The organism is Vibrio diazotrophicus (genome assembly GCF_038452265.1).
Classification (GTDB): domain Bacteria; phylum Pseudomonadota; class Gammaproteobacteria; order Enterobacterales; family Vibrionaceae; genus Vibrio; species Vibrio diazotrophicus.
In genome coordinates this window covers 1,155,760-1,175,233 of the sequence record NZ_CP151843.1, presented here as the reverse complement: position 1 = coordinate 1,175,233, position 19,474 = coordinate 1,155,760, and the positions used below count along the sequence as shown (strand labels likewise).

18 protein-coding genes are annotated in these 19,474 nt (G+C 44.3%); 8 read left to right on the top strand and 10 right to left on the bottom strand.

Annotated features, from left to right (window positions below; all coding sequences use genetic code 11):
* Positions 1-53: 53 nt before the first annotated feature.
* From AAGA51_RS20625 to AAGA51_RS20615, 3 genes are all read right to left on the bottom strand, one after another.
* Positions 54-1,112 (bottom strand): zinc-binding dehydrogenase, encoded by a 1,059-nt coding sequence (locus tag AAGA51_RS20625; protein ID WP_042479324.1) that lies wholly within the window; start codon positions 1,110-1,112, stop codon positions 54-56.
* A gap of 344 nt (positions 1,113-1,456) precedes the next feature.
* Positions 1,457-2,341: a DMT family transporter gene (locus AAGA51_RS20620; protein ID WP_042479321.1), complete on the bottom strand. Its 885-nt coding sequence runs from the start codon at positions 2,339-2,341 to the stop codon at positions 1,457-1,459.
* Positions 2,342-2,524: 183 nt separating this feature from the next.
* Entirely contained in the window at positions 2,525-3,829 is a 1,305-nt protein-coding gene (locus tag AAGA51_RS20615; RefSeq protein WP_081878617.1) for an outer membrane protein transport protein, read from the bottom strand.
* Between the two features lie 335 nt (positions 3,830-4,164).
* Here AAGA51_RS20615 and AAGA51_RS20610 point away from each other — a divergent pair, with 335 nt between their 5' ends.
* Positions 4,165-4,887 (top strand): sulfite exporter TauE/SafE family protein, encoded by a 723-nt coding sequence (locus AAGA51_RS20610; RefSeq protein ID WP_042479315.1) that lies wholly within the window; start codon positions 4,165-4,167, stop codon positions 4,885-4,887.
* 287 nt (positions 4,888-5,174) lie between these two features.
* Positions 5,175-5,606, top strand: coding sequence for a YccF domain-containing protein (locus tag AAGA51_RS20605; RefSeq protein WP_042479311.1), 432 nt, complete (start codon positions 5,175-5,177; stop codon positions 5,604-5,606).
* Between the two features lie 45 nt (positions 5,607-5,651).
* On the opposite strand, the gene AAGA51_RS20600 is transcribed toward AAGA51_RS20605, so the two are convergent.
* Both AAGA51_RS20600 and AAGA51_RS20595 read right to left on the bottom strand, forming a co-directional pair.
* Positions 5,652-6,518, bottom strand: a complete 867-nt coding sequence (locus AAGA51_RS20600) for a hypothetical protein (protein ID WP_042479308.1) — start codon at positions 6,516-6,518, stop codon at positions 5,652-5,654.
* Between the two features lie 139 nt (positions 6,519-6,657).
* Positions 6,658-6,933, bottom strand: a complete 276-nt coding sequence (locus tag AAGA51_RS20595) for a nitrogenase-stabilizing/protective protein NifW (RefSeq protein ID WP_081878616.1) — start codon at positions 6,931-6,933, stop codon at positions 6,658-6,660.
* A gap of 190 nt (positions 6,934-7,123) precedes the next feature.
* Between AAGA51_RS20595 and AAGA51_RS20590 the strand changes: the two genes are divergently transcribed.
* The 4 genes from AAGA51_RS20590 (at position 7,124) to AAGA51_RS20575 (ending at position 12,205) form a co-directional block, all read left to right on the top strand.
* Positions 7,124-7,729: an alpha/beta hydrolase gene (locus AAGA51_RS20590; RefSeq protein ID WP_042479301.1), complete on the top strand. Its 606-nt coding sequence runs from the start codon at positions 7,124-7,126 to the stop codon at positions 7,727-7,729.
* A 179-nt stretch (positions 7,730-7,908) separates the two neighbouring features.
* Positions 7,909-9,504: an ABC-F family ATPase gene (locus AAGA51_RS20585; protein WP_042479300.1), complete on the top strand. Its 1,596-nt coding sequence runs from the start codon at positions 7,909-7,911 to the stop codon at positions 9,502-9,504.
* A gap of 147 nt (positions 9,505-9,651) precedes the next feature.
* Positions 9,652-11,004 carry a molecular chaperone gene (gene yegD / locus AAGA51_RS20580; protein ID WP_042479296.1) on the top strand — a complete coding sequence of 451 codons (1,353 nt, stop codon included), beginning with the start codon at positions 9,652-9,654 and terminating at the stop codon, positions 11,002-11,004.
* Positions 11,005-11,188: 184 nt separating this feature from the next.
* A complete protein-coding gene (locus tag AAGA51_RS20575) occupies positions 11,189-12,205 on the top strand; it encodes a lipoate--protein ligase (RefSeq protein WP_042479293.1) in 1,017 nt (338 codons plus the stop codon).
* Between the two features lie 62 nt (positions 12,206-12,267).
* On the opposite strand, the gene AAGA51_RS20570 is transcribed toward AAGA51_RS20575, so the two are convergent.
* The 5 genes from AAGA51_RS20570 to AAGA51_RS20550 form a co-directional block, all read right to left on the bottom strand.
* A complete protein-coding gene (locus AAGA51_RS20570; protein ID WP_167828584.1) occupies positions 12,268-12,444 on the bottom strand; it encodes a hypothetical protein in 177 nt (58 codons plus the stop codon).
* Between the two features lie 67 nt (positions 12,445-12,511).
* Positions 12,512-13,438: a Gfo/Idh/MocA family protein gene (locus tag AAGA51_RS20565; RefSeq protein ID WP_042479291.1), complete on the bottom strand. Its 927-nt coding sequence runs from the start codon at positions 13,436-13,438 to the stop codon at positions 12,512-12,514.
* A 111-nt stretch (positions 13,439-13,549) separates the two neighbouring features.
* On the bottom strand, positions 13,550-14,080 hold the full coding sequence (locus AAGA51_RS20560; RefSeq protein WP_042479288.1) for an MltR family transcriptional regulator: 531 nt from the start codon (positions 14,078-14,080) through the stop codon (positions 13,550-13,552).
* 84 nt (positions 14,081-14,164) lie between these two features.
* Positions 14,165-15,310, bottom strand: coding sequence for a mannitol-1-phosphate 5-dehydrogenase (locus AAGA51_RS20555; RefSeq protein WP_042479285.1), 1,146 nt, complete (start codon positions 15,308-15,310; stop codon positions 14,165-14,167).
* Positions 15,311-15,404: 94 nt separating this feature from the next.
* Positions 15,405-17,297 (bottom strand): PTS mannitol transporter subunit IICBA, encoded by a 1,893-nt coding sequence (locus AAGA51_RS20550; protein ID WP_042479852.1) that lies wholly within the window; start codon positions 17,295-17,297, stop codon positions 15,405-15,407.
* A gap of 850 nt (positions 17,298-18,147) precedes the next feature.
* On the opposite strand from AAGA51_RS20550, the gene AAGA51_RS20545 reads away from it, so the two are divergent.
* Together AAGA51_RS20545 and AAGA51_RS20540 are read left to right on the top strand one after the other, a co-directional pair.
* A complete protein-coding gene (locus tag AAGA51_RS20545; RefSeq protein ID WP_042479282.1) occupies positions 18,148-19,095 on the top strand; it encodes a M23 family metallopeptidase in 948 nt (315 codons plus the stop codon).
* A gap of 8 nt (positions 19,096-19,103) precedes the next feature.
* Positions 19,104-19,469, top strand: a complete 366-nt coding sequence (locus tag AAGA51_RS20540; RefSeq protein ID WP_042479278.1) for a bactofilin family protein — start codon at positions 19,104-19,106, stop codon at positions 19,467-19,469.
* The last annotated feature ends 5 nt before the right edge of the window (positions 19,470-19,474 follow it).

Sequence of the window (19,474 nt, the reverse complement as noted above, 5' to 3'; positions counted from 1 at the left end):
AGCTCGCTTTTGTGTTTCTTGGACTTGAGTTTATCAACTCAGAAGTTCGCTTACTAGCAAGCTTCCAGCTCACCGTTGCGCCACGGTTCAATAACGACTTTGATGTGGTCGTTTGGTTGGAGTAACGAATCAAACGCCGCTGGTGTGCCGTCTAAACCGACTTTGCCCGTCAGCATTAAGCGCCAGTCAATTTTCTCATCAACAATGTTTTGCAGAGACTGTGCAAACTCTTCTGGTGAGTAGTAGTAAGAGCACTTGATGTCCATCTCTTTCACGGTAGCGTAAGCAAAATTCACTTCTGTCGGTGTGGTGTGAATACCTGTGATGATGAGCTGCGCTTTTGCGGGAGCACGCATAATGAAGTTGTTGATGAGCTTATGTACGCCAACACATTCAATGATGATGACCTTGTTGTTACCTGCCAGTTCAGCAGCGACTGCCACTTCATCTTCTTTCGCTGGGTTTGCAAAAACGGTAGCACCAAATTTGAGTGCGATCTCTTTCTTGCTCTCTTGCAGATCAGAAGCGACGATGTGTTTCACGCCCTTCAGTTTTAAAGCAGCAATCGCGGCTAAACCGATAGGACCACAGCCTGCAACTAAAGCCACATCGTTTTCACCTATGTCTGCGCGGTTTACCGCATGAAGACCAACAGCTAAAGGTTCGCTGATAGCGGCGGCTTCTGAAGGTAGCTGCTCAGGAATTGGCAGCAGAAGCATTTCGTCAACAATGAAGTACTCAGAGTAAGCACCATGAACCCCCGGTGTTACACCTACGCCCACACCGCCTTGGCTTAATAGAACAGGAACACTGGTGACACGAGTGCCTACTTCAAGAGTTTTGTTGGTTTCAGGGCCGAAAGCGACGATTTCAGCTGCGAATTCGTGACCAAGCAATACTTCAGATTCGTCGTTTGCCTGCTCATCTAGAATTCCCAGTTTTTTATAAATATTCATCACGTCTTTAGTGTGGCGTGCAATGTGCAAATCTGACCCACAGATACCGCATGCCAAGCTTTTTACAAGCACTTGTCCAGGACCAGGAACAGGCATGTCGATCTCTTTTACAGTGAGCTTGCCGTTGAGCATAGCGATTGACTTCATTTGGCTCATGTTCTTCTCTTCCTCGTGAGTTAACTTTAAATACCCGCCCTACTCGGAGTTGCAGGAGACCGCGTCTAATCTCGTGACAGACTCCGAGTAGATAGGGTGAGTCAGCTTTAAATAATGGTTATATGCTGATTGTTTGTTGTGGAGTCTTTAAAATTATGTTGCAGAGGTTAATTGAAGGTATTTTTGTCGTCATGACGATTTGCGATGAAGGCATGATGGAATGCGACATCATTTGATAGCTATCACCAGTATGACAGTGACGAAAGACCAAACAAAAAGCCAGCGGTAAACTACGGCTGGCTATAGAGGAAGATTTGGTGTGTGAAAAATAAAAGGTTTTTGAATCAGCTATTTTCTGCCGCGACAGACGCCGGTTTGGATTTCACTCTGAACAATTTTGACCACTTCACTGGCATCATCGGAACCACAATCAGTAAGATGCCAACGGCAGTCAGCCAGTCTGGCACTTCGTCAAACCACATCATTCCAAACCAAGTGACGAACACTAAGCCAGAATATTCCGCCAGTGCAATACGGTTTGCTTCAACCTTCCTATAAGCAATCACAACTAAGGCATGATACGCCAGAACCAATAGGTTAATGATTACTATCCAGCCTAAGTGGGTCCAAGAAATAGCCGACCAACCCGGAATCGCAAGTATTAATGCCAGTGGCAGCGTCATAACGTTTGTCCAGAACAAAGTGCTGACCAAAGGTTGATCCGCTGGCAGACGACGAATCAGGATGTTGCCTAATCCCATTGATAACGCACAGCCCAAACCCGCAATACCTGCCCAGTGAAACTGCTCAGGACGCAGTACCACTAATACGCCGATAAACCCAATAATGGTCGCGATGATCTGCTTTAGTGCGGGTTGTTCACCCAATAGAAACACAGACAGCGGCAGCATCAGTATTGGGCCGACATAGAAAATCGCATTGGCAGTGGCTAGCGGAATGTAGGTAATGGTGATCATCGCACAAGCACTGCCGAGCAGGATGAGCTGTGCACGAGTAAAGGCCACTTTGCAGCGACCTTGCTGGCGTTGTTCTTTGGGCAGCTTCCACCACAACGGTAGTAGAATAATCGTACCAATGAATTGACGAATAAATACGTATTGGAAAGTAGGCACTTCGCCGTTAAGTATTTTTAGTGATACATCGGAAAACGATGCCACCAAGTTTGCGAGAACCAACAATATGATGGATCTCGTAATGGTATTCGACATGAAAGAATTGCCTGCTTATTTAAGGCCACTAGACCTAGGTTTGGAATGCGCTCGGAAGTGTCGCTATTGTAGAGTAATTTTGATAATTGAAAAGCTGTTTTAGAACGAGAAAGATAGAGAACTTCATCGTGTTGAATCGAACCATCCAACACGATGAAAATAGGCTTATTGAAACTATTTAAATTAGAAGCTGTGGCTGAATTGCATCGCAAGCAACAGCGCATCAGAACGCGTGGTTGCTTCGATGCGGGGAACAGAAACGTGTTCTTCCAAATATTCTGTGATTGCTACATCTTCACCTATTAGATAAGTCATACCGAAATCAATGCTGGTATTGGCTGACCAATGATAAGTCGCACCTGTTGATAACCATTGACGGTTTGAATCGGGAATTGAAATCGATGCCAGTTGGTCGACCGGTGTTTTGTCGAACATATATCCGGTGCGTAGTGCCCATTTGTCGGTAGCATACCAAGTTGCACCCAGTGAGTAGTGATAAGAGTCCTGCCATTGGAACTCTTTTAGTGCCACATCATCTGCTTTGAGTGAATCAAATTTAGACCAACTGATCCATTGTACCGAGTAGTGCAGGGCAACTTCTGGCAGTACACGGTGATAGCCGGAAAATTCAGCAATATCAGGCAGCGCTAAATAGAGGTTATCGAATGTCTGGCCGACGTAGTGAATGTCGCCTTGTGCTTGGATTTCAGGGCTGTATTTGTAGCTCAGACCAAAACGGTTGTTGTCATTCACTTCATACATCATGCCGATGTTCGCACCCACACCCACGCCTGATGCTTCAACACTTAATGCGTTGCCTTGCACGCCACTGCATCGTTCGGAGGTGCCTGAGCCGGGCACGGTTGCGCTCAAACACAACTCTAAACCCATGTCTCTATACAGCGTACCGATACCGTAAATCACATCGATACCACCACCAAAACTCAGGTGGTCATTCATTTTGTAAGCCAAGCTGATACCCGCATTCATGCTGGTGACCTTAGTTGTGCCACCAAACACAGCCGCAGCGTAATCCGGTTCAAATTCGATATCTGTACCGAAGTTTGAATAAGCCGAAAGGCCGAGATACCAGTCGTCGCTCAGGCGATGAATGTAATAAATATTAGGTACCGCAGCTTGTTTACCGATACCTTCAACATCATCGACATCGGTGACGGTTGAGGTCGCGTAAGGTGTGACCTCAAGAGATAGACTTGGATTGAGGAAAGTGCCGTTATTAACGGCATGTATATTTCCACCAACTTGCGCTGAATGGTATTGCGCATCTTTGATGGTTGAATCTGGACGAACATAGGTCAAACCCATAGACATAGCGTCGCGTTTAAACAGCGTCATTGCAGCTGCGTTACGACTGAGCACCGAAGCGTTATCACCAATAACGGCATCACCAGCAAAAGCACGGCCAAGACCTGTCGCTGAATGTTCATTGATCTGGAATCCAGCTGCGCCAGCGCTAGCAGAGATCAAGCTGCAGAAGCAAGAGCAGATAGCGATGTTATCAGTGGTGTTTTTTTCATTGGTGTAATACCTCGATAAATTGGAGGCTGGATTTAAGCCAATGAGAGTACAGAAACAGATCAGTCCAGTGGAGTCCTGACACCCTTCTGACGGGGTCTGACTTTGTTTTTACACAAACAGGGTTTTTGCGTAGGAATGGACTGACTTTCGCTAGCCAGCTTTGTTTACCAATGAAATCAAAGAGTGACTCTACAAATTCGACGGATTGTGTAAGAATGCTCCATCGATAGGATCGTCCGATCTTGGCAAAACGTCTCACAATTAGGGTCTTTTAAGGCAGCATGATGGAATATTTAAGTAGTACCACTCTTATTGCTATGTTTTTGATATTTGTTGGTTCGTATGTTCAAACGGCAATAGGATTTGGTTTAGCCATCGTGGCTGCGCCACTTTTATTTTCGGTTTCTCCTGACTACGTGCCTGCACCCATCGTTATTTGTGCGCTGTTTATCTCATTGCTGAATGCCATTAAGTTACGTTCGGACATTTCGATTGGTGGATTGAAAATGGCACTGATTGGCCGTGTGCCGGGTTCTATTGCTGGTGGTATTTTGCTGGTGATGGTATCAAGCGATGTTCTGGCTTTGTGGCTGGGTCTATTGGTGTGGTTTGCGGTATTAGTGAGTTTGCTGCCGTACCGTATTGAACCAACTCCGGGGCGAATGGTTGTTGCTGGTTTCTTCTCTGGCTTCTTTGGTACCAGCAGCTCTATTGGCGGTCCACCAATGGCGTTACTGCTACAACACCAAGAAGCGAATCAGTTACGCGGGAACCTCTCGGCTTTCTTTTTATTTAGTTCAATCATCTCATTGGTTATTCAAGTGCCGGCGGGATACCTCAACATGCATCATGTCATGTTAAGCATTCCTTTGTTACCTGCCGCTTGGCTAGGTTATGCGCTGGCGCGTAAGACAACCCATGCGTTGCCTAAAGAGAAAATTCGTATCGGTGCATTAGCACTTTGTGTGATCAGCGGTACTACCGCAATTTGGCGCAGCTTCATGTAAATGCTTTTGCAGTTCTGTATCTTTCAGGGGAATTCATCTCCTGTTAAGAAAGGTTCGACAATACTCTTTTCAGTAAATCTTATGGGAAAACGCTGATTCATGCGCCAACCGCAAGTCTTTTCTTGCTGGCTCTAGTAGCATTAGCGGTCAGCCTTTAAGGTCTGAGGTTTCTTTTTTATATGGGGCGCTTATTAACGTGTTGCTTCTTCAAGCTGAGTGGTGAAATCGCCCTTAGTCATTATTGGACACAGAAGCTTAGCGAGTAGCGTCTCAAGTCAGAGGTTTTAATGAGAACGATCGGCAATATTATTTGGTTTTTATGTGGCGGTGTCGTGATGGGACTGGCGTGGTGGCTGGTTGGCCTGATTGCGTTTGTCAGTCTGATTGGTATTCCATGGGGACGCGCATGTTTTGTTATCGGCACTTTCTCATTCTTCCCGTTTGGTAAAGAAGCGGTTTATCGCAACGAACTGACGTTCCGAGAAGATGTTGGTACTGGCATCTTAGGCAAGATAGGTAATGTTATTTGGTTCTTTCTTGCAGGTATCTGGTTGGCTATCGGTCACGTACTGTCAGCGGTGGCGTGTTTTGTCACCATCATTGGGATTCCGTTCGCGTTGCAACATCTGAAACTGGCGGTAATTTCACTGGCTCCTATTGGCCAAACGATTGTGCCAAAAGAAGTGGCTTACGGTGCAAGATACGGCGGCCGCCGTTAGTCAGTTCTAGTTTGTTATAGTCAGTTTGGTATCCGATCCGGTCAGTTAATACGCTTTGATACCAAACTGGCGCAATTTCTCAGGCAATACATCATCCAACTGATGGACTTCATCTGCCGAAATTTCAATTAAATTGAATTCATGAGCAGCGTAAAGCTGACGTGTTTTTTCCTGCTGTTTTAAAGAAATCTCTCCGCTATCAGTTCCCCAGTATTGTATGTAGACCTTACCTAAGGGCAGGTAAAAGTCACTCATGACAAGCTCTTCAATAGGCAGAGGACGTTGATATGCGTGCATTACGCCTGCCAGATAAAGCCAGTTATCGATAAGCAGTTCGCCGGTAGAACGTACGTAATGACCGTCTAATGTTCGGTGTTTAGCTTCGAATTTTTGGCGGAAACTGGAATAGGATTTATCCGTTGCATGTGTTTGTGCATCTTGCCCCAGAAACTCGACCACGGACTGACGCAGGTGAGGGTTGTGACGAATAGAGTCATGCCACACCACAAATTTTTGCTGAGACGATTTATCTTCACGCTGTTTCGCGCCAACACGAATGCCTGATGGGGTGGCGATCCAGCCTTCATCTTCTTTTTTTATCCAACCCAGTTCGCTGAATAATTGATTGACCTTCTTAGGATTGAGTTTGAAATACTCACCCACTTGGGTTGCCGTTAAGGTGTTGCCGCCAGTGGCCATTAGGTCGATAAGTAAGTTTTCCGGCCAAACGACAAATTTACCGAATTTTGGATGTTCAACGTATTCTCCACCAAATTTTGCGCCGAGATCGGTAAGCAGCCATTGACCTTCATGGCGACTGAGATAGCCTGACTTGGATAGGTCAGAAAATAGCTGTTTCGCATCGACATTACGCAGTTTCGCTAACGCAGAAGTGGAGAGTTTGTCGGACATAGCAATTCCTTTCAGTAATTTATGCCCATTCAATCAGCTTCAAAGCAAATGCTCAACACCGTTATTCGCTGCTTAGTTGAAACTGTGATTTACAATGTAAATGAGCGAGTTAGCAAGGGAGCGAACAGTGCGGCTAGGATTAACGGCGCTGACAAGAAGTACAGCCTCGGCATGCAGAGCGGGTATGGGGATCTAACCTTCCTCGCTGAACTTTGCAGTAAGCATTTTTCAAAGCACGCCTTGCCGCAAACCAGTCTTCGGGCTTTTGCATGATCAAATAGCCATTAAATATCTTGGTCACCTGTAAGCGGTATTCATCGATAAAACGGCTGTCAAACTCAATCTCAAAATGGTCGAGAGCCTGCTCGATAGAGGTAAAACTCGCGATGGTTTTAAGGATGTCTGGCTGGCTCATAGGTGTAGTCGAGAGGTGAATGTTGAGTCATGGTAAAAGAGTTTGCGTGAACATGCTTTGATATAAGCTAAAACGAATGGCATCAAACTTTTATCTTCCGTATGTTGTTAATCATTCATTTAATCGCTACATAATCTTCAAAATATTCTAAGTTAAGATGAAGAAGTCAGTTCAGCTTTAAGGGTTAAAAATGTCTAAACAAGTAGTAATTCTGCTCCACGGGGTAGGAAGTAATGGTGAAGACTTAAGTACATTAGGGGATTTTTGGCATCCATTGCTGCCAAATACTTTGTTCTTATCACCTAACGCGCCATTCGCTTTTGATCAAGCCAATGTCGGTTATCAATGGTTCAGTCTGATTGGCGTGACAGCGGAAAATCGCCCGCAGCGCATTGTCGAGGCGAGAAGAGCATTTGATAAGACTATTAAAGCTCTGCTTGCTGAAAATAACGTAGATTTCGCCACAGACAAAGTGGTGTTTGTTGGCTTTTCACAAGGCTCAATTATGTCGTTAGATGCGTTGGTGAGTGCGCGATACCCGTTAGCCGGAGTGGTGGCTTTTTCAGGTCGGCTTTCTTCGCCACAACCTTATGCAAAGAATTCGGACACTCCAGTGTTATTGATTCACGGTCAGAGTGACCCTGTCATTCCTTGGACTGAAAGTCAGAACGCGGCAAAGCTGCTTAGCCAGTCAAACTTCAATGTTGAAGAGAGTTATGAGCCAGAGACCGAGCATACGATTTCTTCCGAAGGCGCAATACTCGCAGCTCAGTTCATTCAAAGGTGCTTTGCGTAGTTGCTTTGTTCTTAGCAATACGGTTCTTAGCAATATTGTTCCAAGTAATAAAGCGAGTCAGTAGAAACAAATGCCCCTTATTGGGGGTGATGTCTATCACAAAAGCTGCTACTATTGCCCCAGTTTGAAAAGTTGGCTAATTGCCAACTTTTTTCTTGTTTACTACTTAGGAATTTTACGTGCTAACAACTGCAAACATCACCATGCAATTTGGCGATAAGCCATTATTTGAAAATATCTCGATCAAATTCGGTAATGGCAACCGTTACGGCCTTATTGGGGCGAATGGTTGTGGTAAATCTACATTCATGAAGATCTTAGGTGGTGAACTTGAACCATCTGCAGGCAACGTTTCTGTCGATCCTAACGAGCGTATGGCGAAACTGGGTCAGGATCAGTTCGCGTTCGAAAAATACACCGTTGTTGATACCGTTATCATGGGTCACAAAGAGCTTTGGGCAGTGAAAGAAGAGCGTGACCGCATTTACGCACTTCCTGAAATGACTGATGAAGACGGTATGCGTGTAGGCGACCTAGAAACTGAATTTGCTGAGATGGACGGTTACTCTGCAGAAGCTCGCGCAGGTGAGTTGCTGTTAGGTCTGGGTATTCCAGAAGAGCAACATTTCGGTTTAATGAGTGAGATTGCACCGGGCTTAAAACTTCGTGTGTTATTGGCTCAGGTTCTATTTGCTGAACCAGAAATCATGCTACTAGACGAACCAACCAACAACTTGGACATGCACACTATCGCATGGTTGGAGCAGGTTCTGTTATCACGTAACTGCACAATGATCATCATTTCGCACGACCGTCACTTCCTGAATACTGTGTGTACTCACATGGCGGACTTAGATTACGGTGAACTGCGTCTATTCCACGGTAACTACGACGAATACATGATCGCCGCTGAACAAGCGCGTGATCGTCTGCATGCAGATAACGCGAAGAAGAAAGCTCAAATGGCTGAACTTCAAACCTTCGTAAGCCGCTTCTCTGCAAACGCATCGAAAGCAAAACAAGCGACTTCTCGTCAGAAGCAGTTAGACAAGATCCAACTTGAAGATGTGAAGCCTTCAAGCCGTCAAAACCCGTTTATCCGTTTTGAACAGGAAAAAGAGCTGTTCCGTAACGCGTTAGAAGTGACTGACCTAAAACAAGGCTATGGCGAAAACATCCTGTTCAACGGCGTTAACCTGATGGTTGAAGTGGGTGAGCGCATTGCGATCATCGGTGAGAACGGTATCGGTAAGTCGACACTGCTTAACACGCTAGCGGGCGCTATGGCTCCGATGGATGGTGTGATTAAGTGGTCTGAAAACAACAACATCGGTTTCTATGCTCAGGATCATGCGCACGATTTTGAACAGGATATGAGCCTGCTTGACTGGATGGGTCAATGGAAAAAAGATGGCGACGATGAGCAAACTGTTCGCGGTATCCTAGGTCGTATGCTGTTCTCACAAAATGACATAAAGAAATCGGTAAAAGTGATTTCGGGTGGTGAGCAAGGTCGTATGTTGTTTGGTAAGTTAATCATGCAAAGACCAAACATCATGCTAATGGACGAACCGACCAACCACATGGATATGGAATCGATCGAGTCTTTGAACTTAGCGTTAGAGAACTACAAAGGTACGCTACTGTTCGTTTCCCATGACCGTCAATTCGTATCGTCTATTGCTACGCGTATCATCGAAATTACTAAAGATGGCGTGAACGACTTCCACGGTACTTACGATGAGTACTTGGCGAAGCAAGGCTTAACGGGCTAATTCCTTAAGAATTAGACAGACACAAGCATTATCGAAAGGGGACAGAGGCTTATCTGTCCCCTTTTTTGTCTCTTTTCATCGTTGAGACTGTTTTTACATCGCCGTTTGCGGTAGCATCTCCGGCCTTTTTCAAGTTGGAGGCTTAAGATGTATATCGGTTTTGACTACGGTACCGCGAACTGCTCTGTGGCAAGTATGGATGGCAACGACCCGAAGTTGCACCTATTAGAGAAAGACAGTTTCTACATCCCTTCAACATTAGCCGCTCCTACGCGTGATTCGGTTGCAGAGCATCTGTTTCGTCATCGTGATCTTGCGCCTTTAGATGCGGCAGGGGAGCAACGTCTTCGTCGTGCCATTGCGGCAAACCGCGAAGAAGATATTGATCTTCAGTTTGATGATGTGATGTTTGGCCAGGCTGCGCTTGATCTGTATCTGTCAGATCCACACGAAGTCTATTATGTTAAATCACCAAAATCTTTCCTTGGCGCGATGGGGTTGCGTGAAGCTCAATTGGGTTTCTTCGAAGACTTAGTCTGCGCCATGATGGCGAATATCAAATCACAAGCAGAAAATAGTGCACAGCAAGTGATTACCGATGCGGTAATTGGTCGCCCTGTAAACTTCCAAGGTAGAGGCGGTGAGGCTTCTAACTTACAAGCGGAAACTATTTTGCGTCGCGCTGCTACCCGAGCAGGTTTCCGCAATATTGAATTTCAGTTTGAGCCTGTTGCAGCTGGCTTAGAATATGAAGCGTCACTAACCGAAGACAAAACCGTGTTAGTGGTGGATATCGGTGGTGGTACTACCGACTGTTCGCTGATTAAAATGGGACCGTCTTGGGCTGGCAAAGCTGATCGTACTGATAGCCTGATTGCACATACTGGTCAGCGTATTGGTGGTAACGATCTTGATATTCATATGACGTTTAAGCAACTGATGCATCCTTTCGGTTTTGGCAGCAGAACGCTTTCAGGGCTCGATATGCCACTGACCCAGTTCTGGAATCCGATTGCGATTAACGATGTTAGCGCTCAAGCCAAGTTCTTTGCCAAAGAGAATCTAAAAGATCTCAAGCATCTGCATAAAGAAGCGGCCGAACCTGAAAAGCTGGCGCGGTTACTGTCGGTCTACCACGATACTTTGGGCTACAGCCTAGTGAAGAAAGCAGAAGAAGCGAAAATCGCGCTTTCCGATTCACAGGTGTTCACGGCGCAGCTCAAGGTCTTGTCAGAACTGATTGATGTTGATATTCGCTTAGAAGAAATGATTGAAGCGATTGAAGTGCCAAAAAGCAAAATGGTGGAACTGGTGTCTGAAGCGGTAACACTTGGCGGGACTAAGCCGGATGTGATCTTTATGACTGGTGGTTCAGCTCGTTCACCAATCCTACGTAGCGCAGTAGAACAAGTGCTGCCGAATATACCTGTGGTCAGCGGTAACTACTTTGGTTCGGTTACGGCTGGTCTCGCTCGTTGGGCGAAGGTCTGTTTCGAGTAACAAGTTACTAGGTTTTCTGAGAAATATTGTCATGTTTAGCAGCCTCTATTCGAGGCTGTTTTGTTATTTAATCTTCATGATTGTAATGAGTTACCAATCAGAGCAATCGAAATTCTCTGCTCGTGTTTATGCTATCTGGTTAGTATCATAGCGAAGTCTTATCCCCTAGAAGGAACAGAACTTGATGAGCAAAACCCGCATTCTAATCTCAGACTCCACTAACCCTTGGTTTAATTTAGCCGTCGAAGATACCATTTTTCGGTCTATGCCTTCTGACCAAAGGGTGCTGTTCCTATGGCGCAATGCCGATACTGTGGTAATTGGCCGCGCACAGAACCCGTGGAGGGAGTGTAAGACAGACAGAATGGAGCAAGACGGTGTAAAGCTCGCTCGTCGTCAGACAGGCGGAGGTGCGGTATTTCATGACCTAGGTAATACCAACTTTACTTTTATGGCTGCAAAGCCTGAGTATGACAAAGAAATTTCGACCAATATTGTACTGGCTGCTTTAGCGAAGCTGGGCATTAACGGTGTGGCAAATGGTCGTAACGATTTGGTGATAGAAGACGAAGCTGGAATTAAGAAGTTCTCGGGGTCGGCGTACCGTGAAACCTTAGACAGAGGTTTTCATCACGGCACTTTATTGCTCAGTGCAGATTTAAATCGCCTTGCTGATTACCTCAATCCAGATGAGAAAAAGCTGCAAGCGAAGGGCATTACCTCAGTAAAATCTCGTGTAATAAACCTCAATACGGTTAAGCCAGATATCAATCATGAGCAAGTGTGTGAAGCGATTATCGAAGCGTATTTAGAACATTATGACGAGTCAGTCACCGCTGAATGGATCACGCCAGAAAACTTCCACGATTTACCAACATTCAGTGATAAGTTCGCGGTACAACAAAGCTGGGATTGGAACTTCGGACAAACGCCACCGTTTACTCATCGCTTGGATGAACGTTTTACATGGGGTGGGGTAGATGTGTACTTAGATGTAGAGAAGGGCACTATTCTCGAAGCGAAGATCTTCAGCGATATGCTAGACCCACTGCCGATGGAGCTATTAGCGCAGAAACTGGCGAATTTGAGCTATAACAAAGCAAGCATTGAGCCGTTCATTACCACACTGGCTTTGCAAATGCCTCAATACTCAGAAGTGCTGGATGAGTTTAAACCGTGGTTTATCAATCAGATTGATTAGCGTGTGTGGTTTTAATTCTGAGCAATAAAGATGAAAACCGAGCCTAGCAGCTCGGTTTTTCGTTACTCTTCAGGATAATCTCGGCGTTGGTTGCGTTTATCTTGCTGAACCTGCCAGTGTTCGTTTGGGTCGTAGGCTTCATCACATAAGTCGATGGTGAATCCCATATCCTGAACTTCTTTTAAAGTGAGGTTGTCAGCCAGTTGAGTGACTTGCCCAGCTTTATTTCTTAATTCCATATACCCTCCCGTTGTGCAGTCTAGGAATAGAGTGGCAACGAGTTAAGTATAGGCGATACAGATCTTTTTAGAGCGAACTGTGAATTTTATTATAAAGAGCTTCTGCTAGCTGGTGGCTGGCAAGATTACGCTCGATGACGGATGTTGAAATTGAGCCTTTCTCCACAACGCTTATCCAGTCTTTAATCATGTGTGCAAAGCCTTTGCTTTCTAACATGGGTGTCCAGTCTTTGAGTGACAGTGAGGTTTGTTGGTTGTTCGCCCAGCGAGTACCTGAAACGAAGGAGTCAAACTCATACGCTTCATTGACCAAATGAGCCTGTATACGTTCTCCTGTGATGCCATACTGACGATTCATTGAAGCATGCAATAGTGTTTCGCCATGCTGCCATTGCACATCAATACGGGCCAGTTTATTACCAGACATTTGATGCGTGACATACACATCTTGCAGATCGGCTTTTGCGAACAGGTTTACGCTGTCTAGAGAGTGGATAAAGTCATCGAAAATAAAGGTTCGAATATCGCCCGTTAAGTTGTAGCGATGTTTTTCCCAACGAAGGGCGCGCAAGTTGTCGAGAGTACCCTGATGCAAGCCTGACAAATGTTGATTGAACAGCGGTATATGGCGGCGGTTAAAACCGACATACAGAGGCTGATTGTGCTTTTCTGCTAACTGGTAAAGTGTTTCGCATGCTTGAGCGCTGTCAGCCAATGGTTTATCTACAAATGTCGGGATTCCGTGGCTGAGAAAGAAACTGGCGATTTCAGGATGAATGGCCGTTGCAGCATGGATCATTACGGCATCAACATTAAAGCCAAGTAGCTCTTTGTAATCACGACAGTACGATGAAACGCGGTATTGATTTGCGAGTGTCTTAAGCGCCTGTTCGTTACGAGTACAGAATACGAGTTCGATGTCAGGAATGGATGTGATTACAGGGAGATAGGCCTTTTGCGCGATATCACCTAGGCCAATAATACCGATTTTCATTGCACGTTCTCATTTAACGAATAATGGCCAGAAGGCTAACATGCTGATGAAAAAACGGTAGTGTCATGATTTAAAAGTGGGAATGTGAGGGCATTAACTGTAGACAGTTGTTTAAAAAGGGCTCTCTTTGTTGAGGTCATTGCATATTTCAATGATCGCTAGAGATAAGCCGGATTTAATCATCTGTTGCTGGCGTTGAAGCTGCAGATGGTAAAAGTCTAAGTCGATGTCTAGGTCTGGATCCATTGCGTCAAAAGGAACCATGCCCGACTTTTTCACGAGGTTCAGTTCTTTGATTTGAGCAACGATGTTTGGATCGGTAAAGGTATACTCTGAACCGTCTTTATTCAGTTGGTTACGAATTTTGATAAAGCACTCAATATCATGGTACACATCATCCGCAACAACGCCCAAACCATAAAGCAGTTTGAGTCTGACAGAACGATTTCCTAATGGACCTGTATCGTGCAGTAGTGGGCCTACTACAGATTGAACAGCGAAATTATCTTTACGAAAAATCCTTTCCATCAGATCGTTTATGGCATCACTGAATATCTCTACGGCAGCAATGAAATAACCACGAACGGAAGGAGCATCATTCAATCGTTCTAATATTTCAGTTTCGTTAATTGTGTTTACCATATAATGTTCTAATCGAATTTTGGGCTAGAGGGCTGAACGCCAGCCCTCTAAAGTTGTCGCTTTATATAACGTTCACTCTTTCTTTTAAAGTTGAGCGTATAAAGCTTCAATTTGTTGTATTTCTTTGCTGTTCTCATTCAAACCCGTGTAATGCGCTAGAGTCTTTTTCACGCCCACGTCTTGAAGAGATGCTTGCAGTTCTACTGCTTGCGGGTCACTGTCATTAGTGTATTTCAGTGCAGCCGCTACGCCTTTTAGTAGAGTGCCATTTGCTACGTTGTACTCAATGGTACCGAGCAAAGGTTTAATGAGTCGATCATTTGGCCCCAATTTTCTGATTGGTTGGCGACCAACGCGATCCACTTCGTCAACAAGGTAAGGATTCGCAAAACGTCCTAGAATCTTTTCGATATAGGCTGCGTGTTTTTCTCTTTCAAACCCGTAACGATTAATCAGTACTTCACCGCTCTCTTCCATCGCTTGTTTCACTTCGCTACGAATAGCAGGATCTTCGATGGCTTCACGGATGGTTTTGTGGCCGGCAATGTTACCTAAATAAGCCGTCACACAGTGACCTGTATTCAGGGTAAACAGCTTACGCTCTACAAATGCCATTAGGTTGTCTGTGCATTCCATACCAGGAATGTTAGGGATGTCGCCTTTAAACTGAGTCTCGTCGACAATCCACTCGCTGAATGTTTCTACCGTTACTGCCAGAGGATCGGTTTCTCCGTCTTCTGCTGGCGGAACGATACGGTCTACAGCTGAGTCAACAAAACCAACAAACTGTTCTACTTGTGGCTTCACATCATCTGCTAGAAGCTCAAATACGGCTTCTTTTAGCTGAGTGGTGCCACGTACCATGTTTTCACAGGCAATAATATTTAGAGGCGAAGTCTTACCGCTCTTGACTCTTTTTTCAAGCCCCTGAGCTAATGTTTTTGCAATGATTCTTAAAACTGTAGGTCCAACCGCAGTAGTAATAATATCTGCTTCTTCAATACAGTCGACTACCGCTGGGTCATTAGAATTAATAGCAGTGACACCGGTTACAATCTCTGTAACGCAATCAGCGCCTACTACTTTTACAGGATATTCCTTTCGTTCAATCAGTGCATTTACAACCACCTGATTGACGTCTGTGAATGTAACGTGAATGTTTGCGTCTGCGAGTAACTTACCAATAAAACCGCGGCCAATGTTGCCGGCACCAAAATGCAACGCTTTCATAACATACCTTCCAAAAATTCAAATTTAAAAGAAGGCCAGTCGGGGGGAGACCGGCCTTAAGTTCATCGTGTAGGAGCATGGCTCAAATCGCTAATTAGCCATTTAATATACGAAGAACATCACCAGGGTTAGTTGTGGTCTTCAAACACTCGATGGCTTCTTCGTCATCAAGTGAGTTGGTGATAGCAGTGATAACTTGAATATGTTCATCACCTTGCGCAGCAATACCGATAACCAATTTCGCTACATCATCTTCGTCTTCACCCCACTGAATACCTTCAGGGAATTGGCAAAAGACGATGCCGGTTTTCTTAACGTATTGCTTAGCTTCGATAGTTCCGTGAGGAACGGCGATGGACTCACCCAGATATGTAGACACCAGTTGCTCTCGAGCTAGCATGCCTTCGACATACTCAGGTGCTACATTGCCCAGTCTTACAAGTTGTTCACCAGCAAACTTGATCACTTCTTCTTTGCTCTTCGGAGTTAAGCCCAAGAAGATGTTTTCATTGGATAGCTTTAGTGTTTTGTCTTCACTAGAGTTAGTGTTTGCTGGTGTTTCAGGCTTTTTTAGAGCGCCCTCTTTAGCCGTGGTAAGTTCTGCAACCAAGTTGTCGTACAAAGCGTTATCAAGGAAGTTTGATAGCGAAATGTGCTTAGCATTAGCCGCATGTTTACGTGCACGGTCTGTAAGATCACGGTGAGTGACAACGATATCTACATCGTTTGGAAGGTTGTTAATTGCTAGGTTTGTTACTTCGATATCTAGTTTTGCAGCATCAACTTTCTTACGTAGCAGGCTCGCACCCATCGCACTTGAACCCATACCGGCGTCACAAGCTACGATGATTTTACGAACTGCACTCATGTCGATGTTTGCAGCAACTGGGTTTTGACCTTTAGAAGACGCTTTCATGCCTTGCATTTGGCTAGTTGCTTGCTCTAGAGAATCGTCATCTTCAGTTGTTTGCTTCTGAGTTTTCATCAGTAGTGATGCAACAAAGAATGAAACAGCTGCTGAACAGATTACTGATAGGATAACGCCAGTGAATGCAGATTTTGGTGTCATCAGTAGAACTGCGAAGATAGAACCAGGAGATGCTGGAGATACAAGACCAGAATCGAACAATACGTTAGTGAATACACCAGTCATACCACCAGCAATTACAGCGATGATTAGACGTGGGTTCATAAGTACGTATGGGAAGTAGATCTCGTGAATACCACCTAGGAAGTGGATGATTGAAGCACCAGCCGCTGATTGTTTAGCACTACCTTTACCGAATACCATGTAAGCGATAAGTAGACCAAGACCTGGGCCTGGGTTAGCTTCGATTAAGAAGAAGATTGACTTACCTAGTTCCTCAGACTGCTGAATACCAAGTGGTGAGAAGATACCGTGGTTAATCGCATTGTTCAGGAATAGGATTTTAGCAGGCTCAACAAAAAGTGAAGTAAGAGGTAGTAAACCTGATTCAACTAGAGTGTTTACGCCAGCAGCAAGGCCAGTAGAAAGTACTTTCACTGCAGGACCGATAACCAAGTACGCAATGATTGCGCAGATCATACCGATGATACCAGCAGAGAAGTTGTTCACTAGCATTTCGAAGCCGCTTTTCACTTTACCGTGAACAGCTTGGTCGAATTTCTTGATAGCAACAGCGCCCAGAGGACCTGCAATCATTGCACCCATGAACATTGGAATGTCAGTACCAACGATGACACCCATAGTGGTTACTGCACCAACAACTGCACCACGATCGCCTGCAACCATTTTACCACCGGTATAACCGATAAGTAGCGGTAGCAAGTAAGTGATCATAGGACCGACCATGCTGGATAGTGTTTCATTTGGAATCCAGCCAGTAGGAATGAATAGTGCTGTAATAAAGCCCCAAGCGATAAATGCGCCGATGTTCGGCATTACCATATTAGAAAGGAATCGGCCAAAATTTTGTACCTTGACCTTTGCTTCTGGTGATAACATAAGTTTACCCCGTTCGATGTTCTGATTAGTTTTGTTGTAGTAACGGTTCGCCAAAACCGCTGATTGAATAACACTCAATAAATTTACCACACAATTTCTAGTTGGCTCTGAGAACGGGTTTTTTGTGATCAACCAATCATAATTGATGCCCTTCAAATAAATTCTTTGTGATCTTCTTCATTTTTCTACTATGTAATTTTGCTACAAATTGTTCATTTAATAAATGTCAATAAATATTAAATGATCAACATCTCGTTGTGGGTAAAAAATCATTTTTAAATAAGTAGACTTGTATCACATATTTGCCAAATTAAGGACTTGGTAAGATTTTTAGAGTGATATTAGTCACGCTTGTGTATTTATTTCACACTTTGAAATAAATTGGAAAAATAATTAATGAGATATTTGTAATTTAGATACAGGAATTATGATGTACAAAAAGCAGCCAGATTTGGTTTTTGGGTATTCTCAAGTTGGCAATGAAGCGGATAAGTTTCATGCGGTATTTATGTGCTTTGTTGTATATTTGTGCCCTCATGTTTTTGTTTAAATAGAAAGCAATCAGTTGTAGGTTTGCAGGGGTAACTTAACGCCATGCTCTGATTCGTTTGTGGGTAGAATCTTAATCTTGGGTTTCTCTTATTAGCATAAATGTGCACTAATATGAGTAAACACTAAAGTAAATCAGTCACTTAGTTTCATATCTATTTGCATTTCATGAATGATTAATAACAAGAAAAAGTCGCTAAGAAGTGTGAATTGGAAGCAACTACGGCAACCAAGTGGTTTAGCCAGTTGCATTTCCTTGCTAGAATTCCGCCACTTTCAATATGGACACTAGAATTTGTGAATGAAAGAGAACGTAATAGTTTCCGTTTCGTCTATTAACGGAACACGGCATTTCCATCTCGGGAAGCTCTATCGGTACTGCTTGAAAGGTGTTGGTTATTTGCTTATTGCCAGTGTGCTTGCCACAGGAGCATTTATTTATAAGCTGGTAAACGATGCATATTTTGCGCGCTTAAAGCAGATTGAGTTGGAAAATAAATCATTAACACTGTCTGAGGAAGTTTCTTCCCTTAAAAGTTTGAAAGCCAGTTTAGAGGGAGACTTGCTGGAGCGCGAAGAAAAAATACAGCTTGTTTCAGATAAGCTAGGTGACCTTGAGAAAGTGCTCGGAATGGGAGAGACATCTTCCGAATTGGAGTCTCGTTTAGATACGGCTGCAATTACATCATCGGTCAGGATGGTGATGTTGACTCAAATTCCAAGCGGTTCTCCTGTACAAAAAGGACGAATTTCGTCTAGTTATGGTAAAAGGGTTCATCCAGTTACGGGTAAAACAGCATTCCACAGAGGCCAAGATTTCGCGGTAAATACTGGGACTCCAATTTATGCACCAGCAGATGGTGTTGTGGAAATCACCCGTAGGAGTAATCAAGGCTCGGGTAATTTTCTGCGCTTATTGCATATGCACGGATTCAGCAGTTCATTCTCACATCTACAAAAGTTCGCAGTTAAAAGTGGCGACTTTGTACAAAAGGGTGACTTGATAGCATATTCGGGCAACAGCGGTCTTTCTTCTGGACCACATTTACATTATGAAATTCGATTCGTCGGCCGTTCATTAGATCCCAAGCCTTTTGTTCATTGGGGGATAAATAACTTTGAGACGATATTTAGTGAGGTTAAAGGTATTCGATGGGAATCTTTGGTAAATCAAGTCGAGCTAAGAGTCAGCACTCAGCTACCACTCTCATTGCAAAGGGCTGTTCAATCAACGGAAAATTCCGGGTAGAAAGCAATATGCAAGTGGATGGCACGGTTGAAGGTGAAATTCACGTAGATAAAACTTTAATCATTAGCGAATCAGGTCGTGCTGTTGGTGAAATTTTCGCTAAACACCTTGTGATTAACGGCGAGTTTGAAGGAACTTGCCACGCAGCTAAAATAGAAATCCTTAGACGCGGTAAGGTCACAGGTACCATCTACAGTGACGATTTAAGTATCGAACAGGGTGGCCGCTTCAATGGTGTTACTCATCCTGCAGAAAACAACACTGATAACAAATCAGTGGTTGAACTTGCAGACAAGGTGAAAGAAGTGAAAGCTCAAGAGACTAAAGTTCAAGAGATGAAAGATCACGAACCTAAAGTCGCTGCGAAGAAGTAATGATT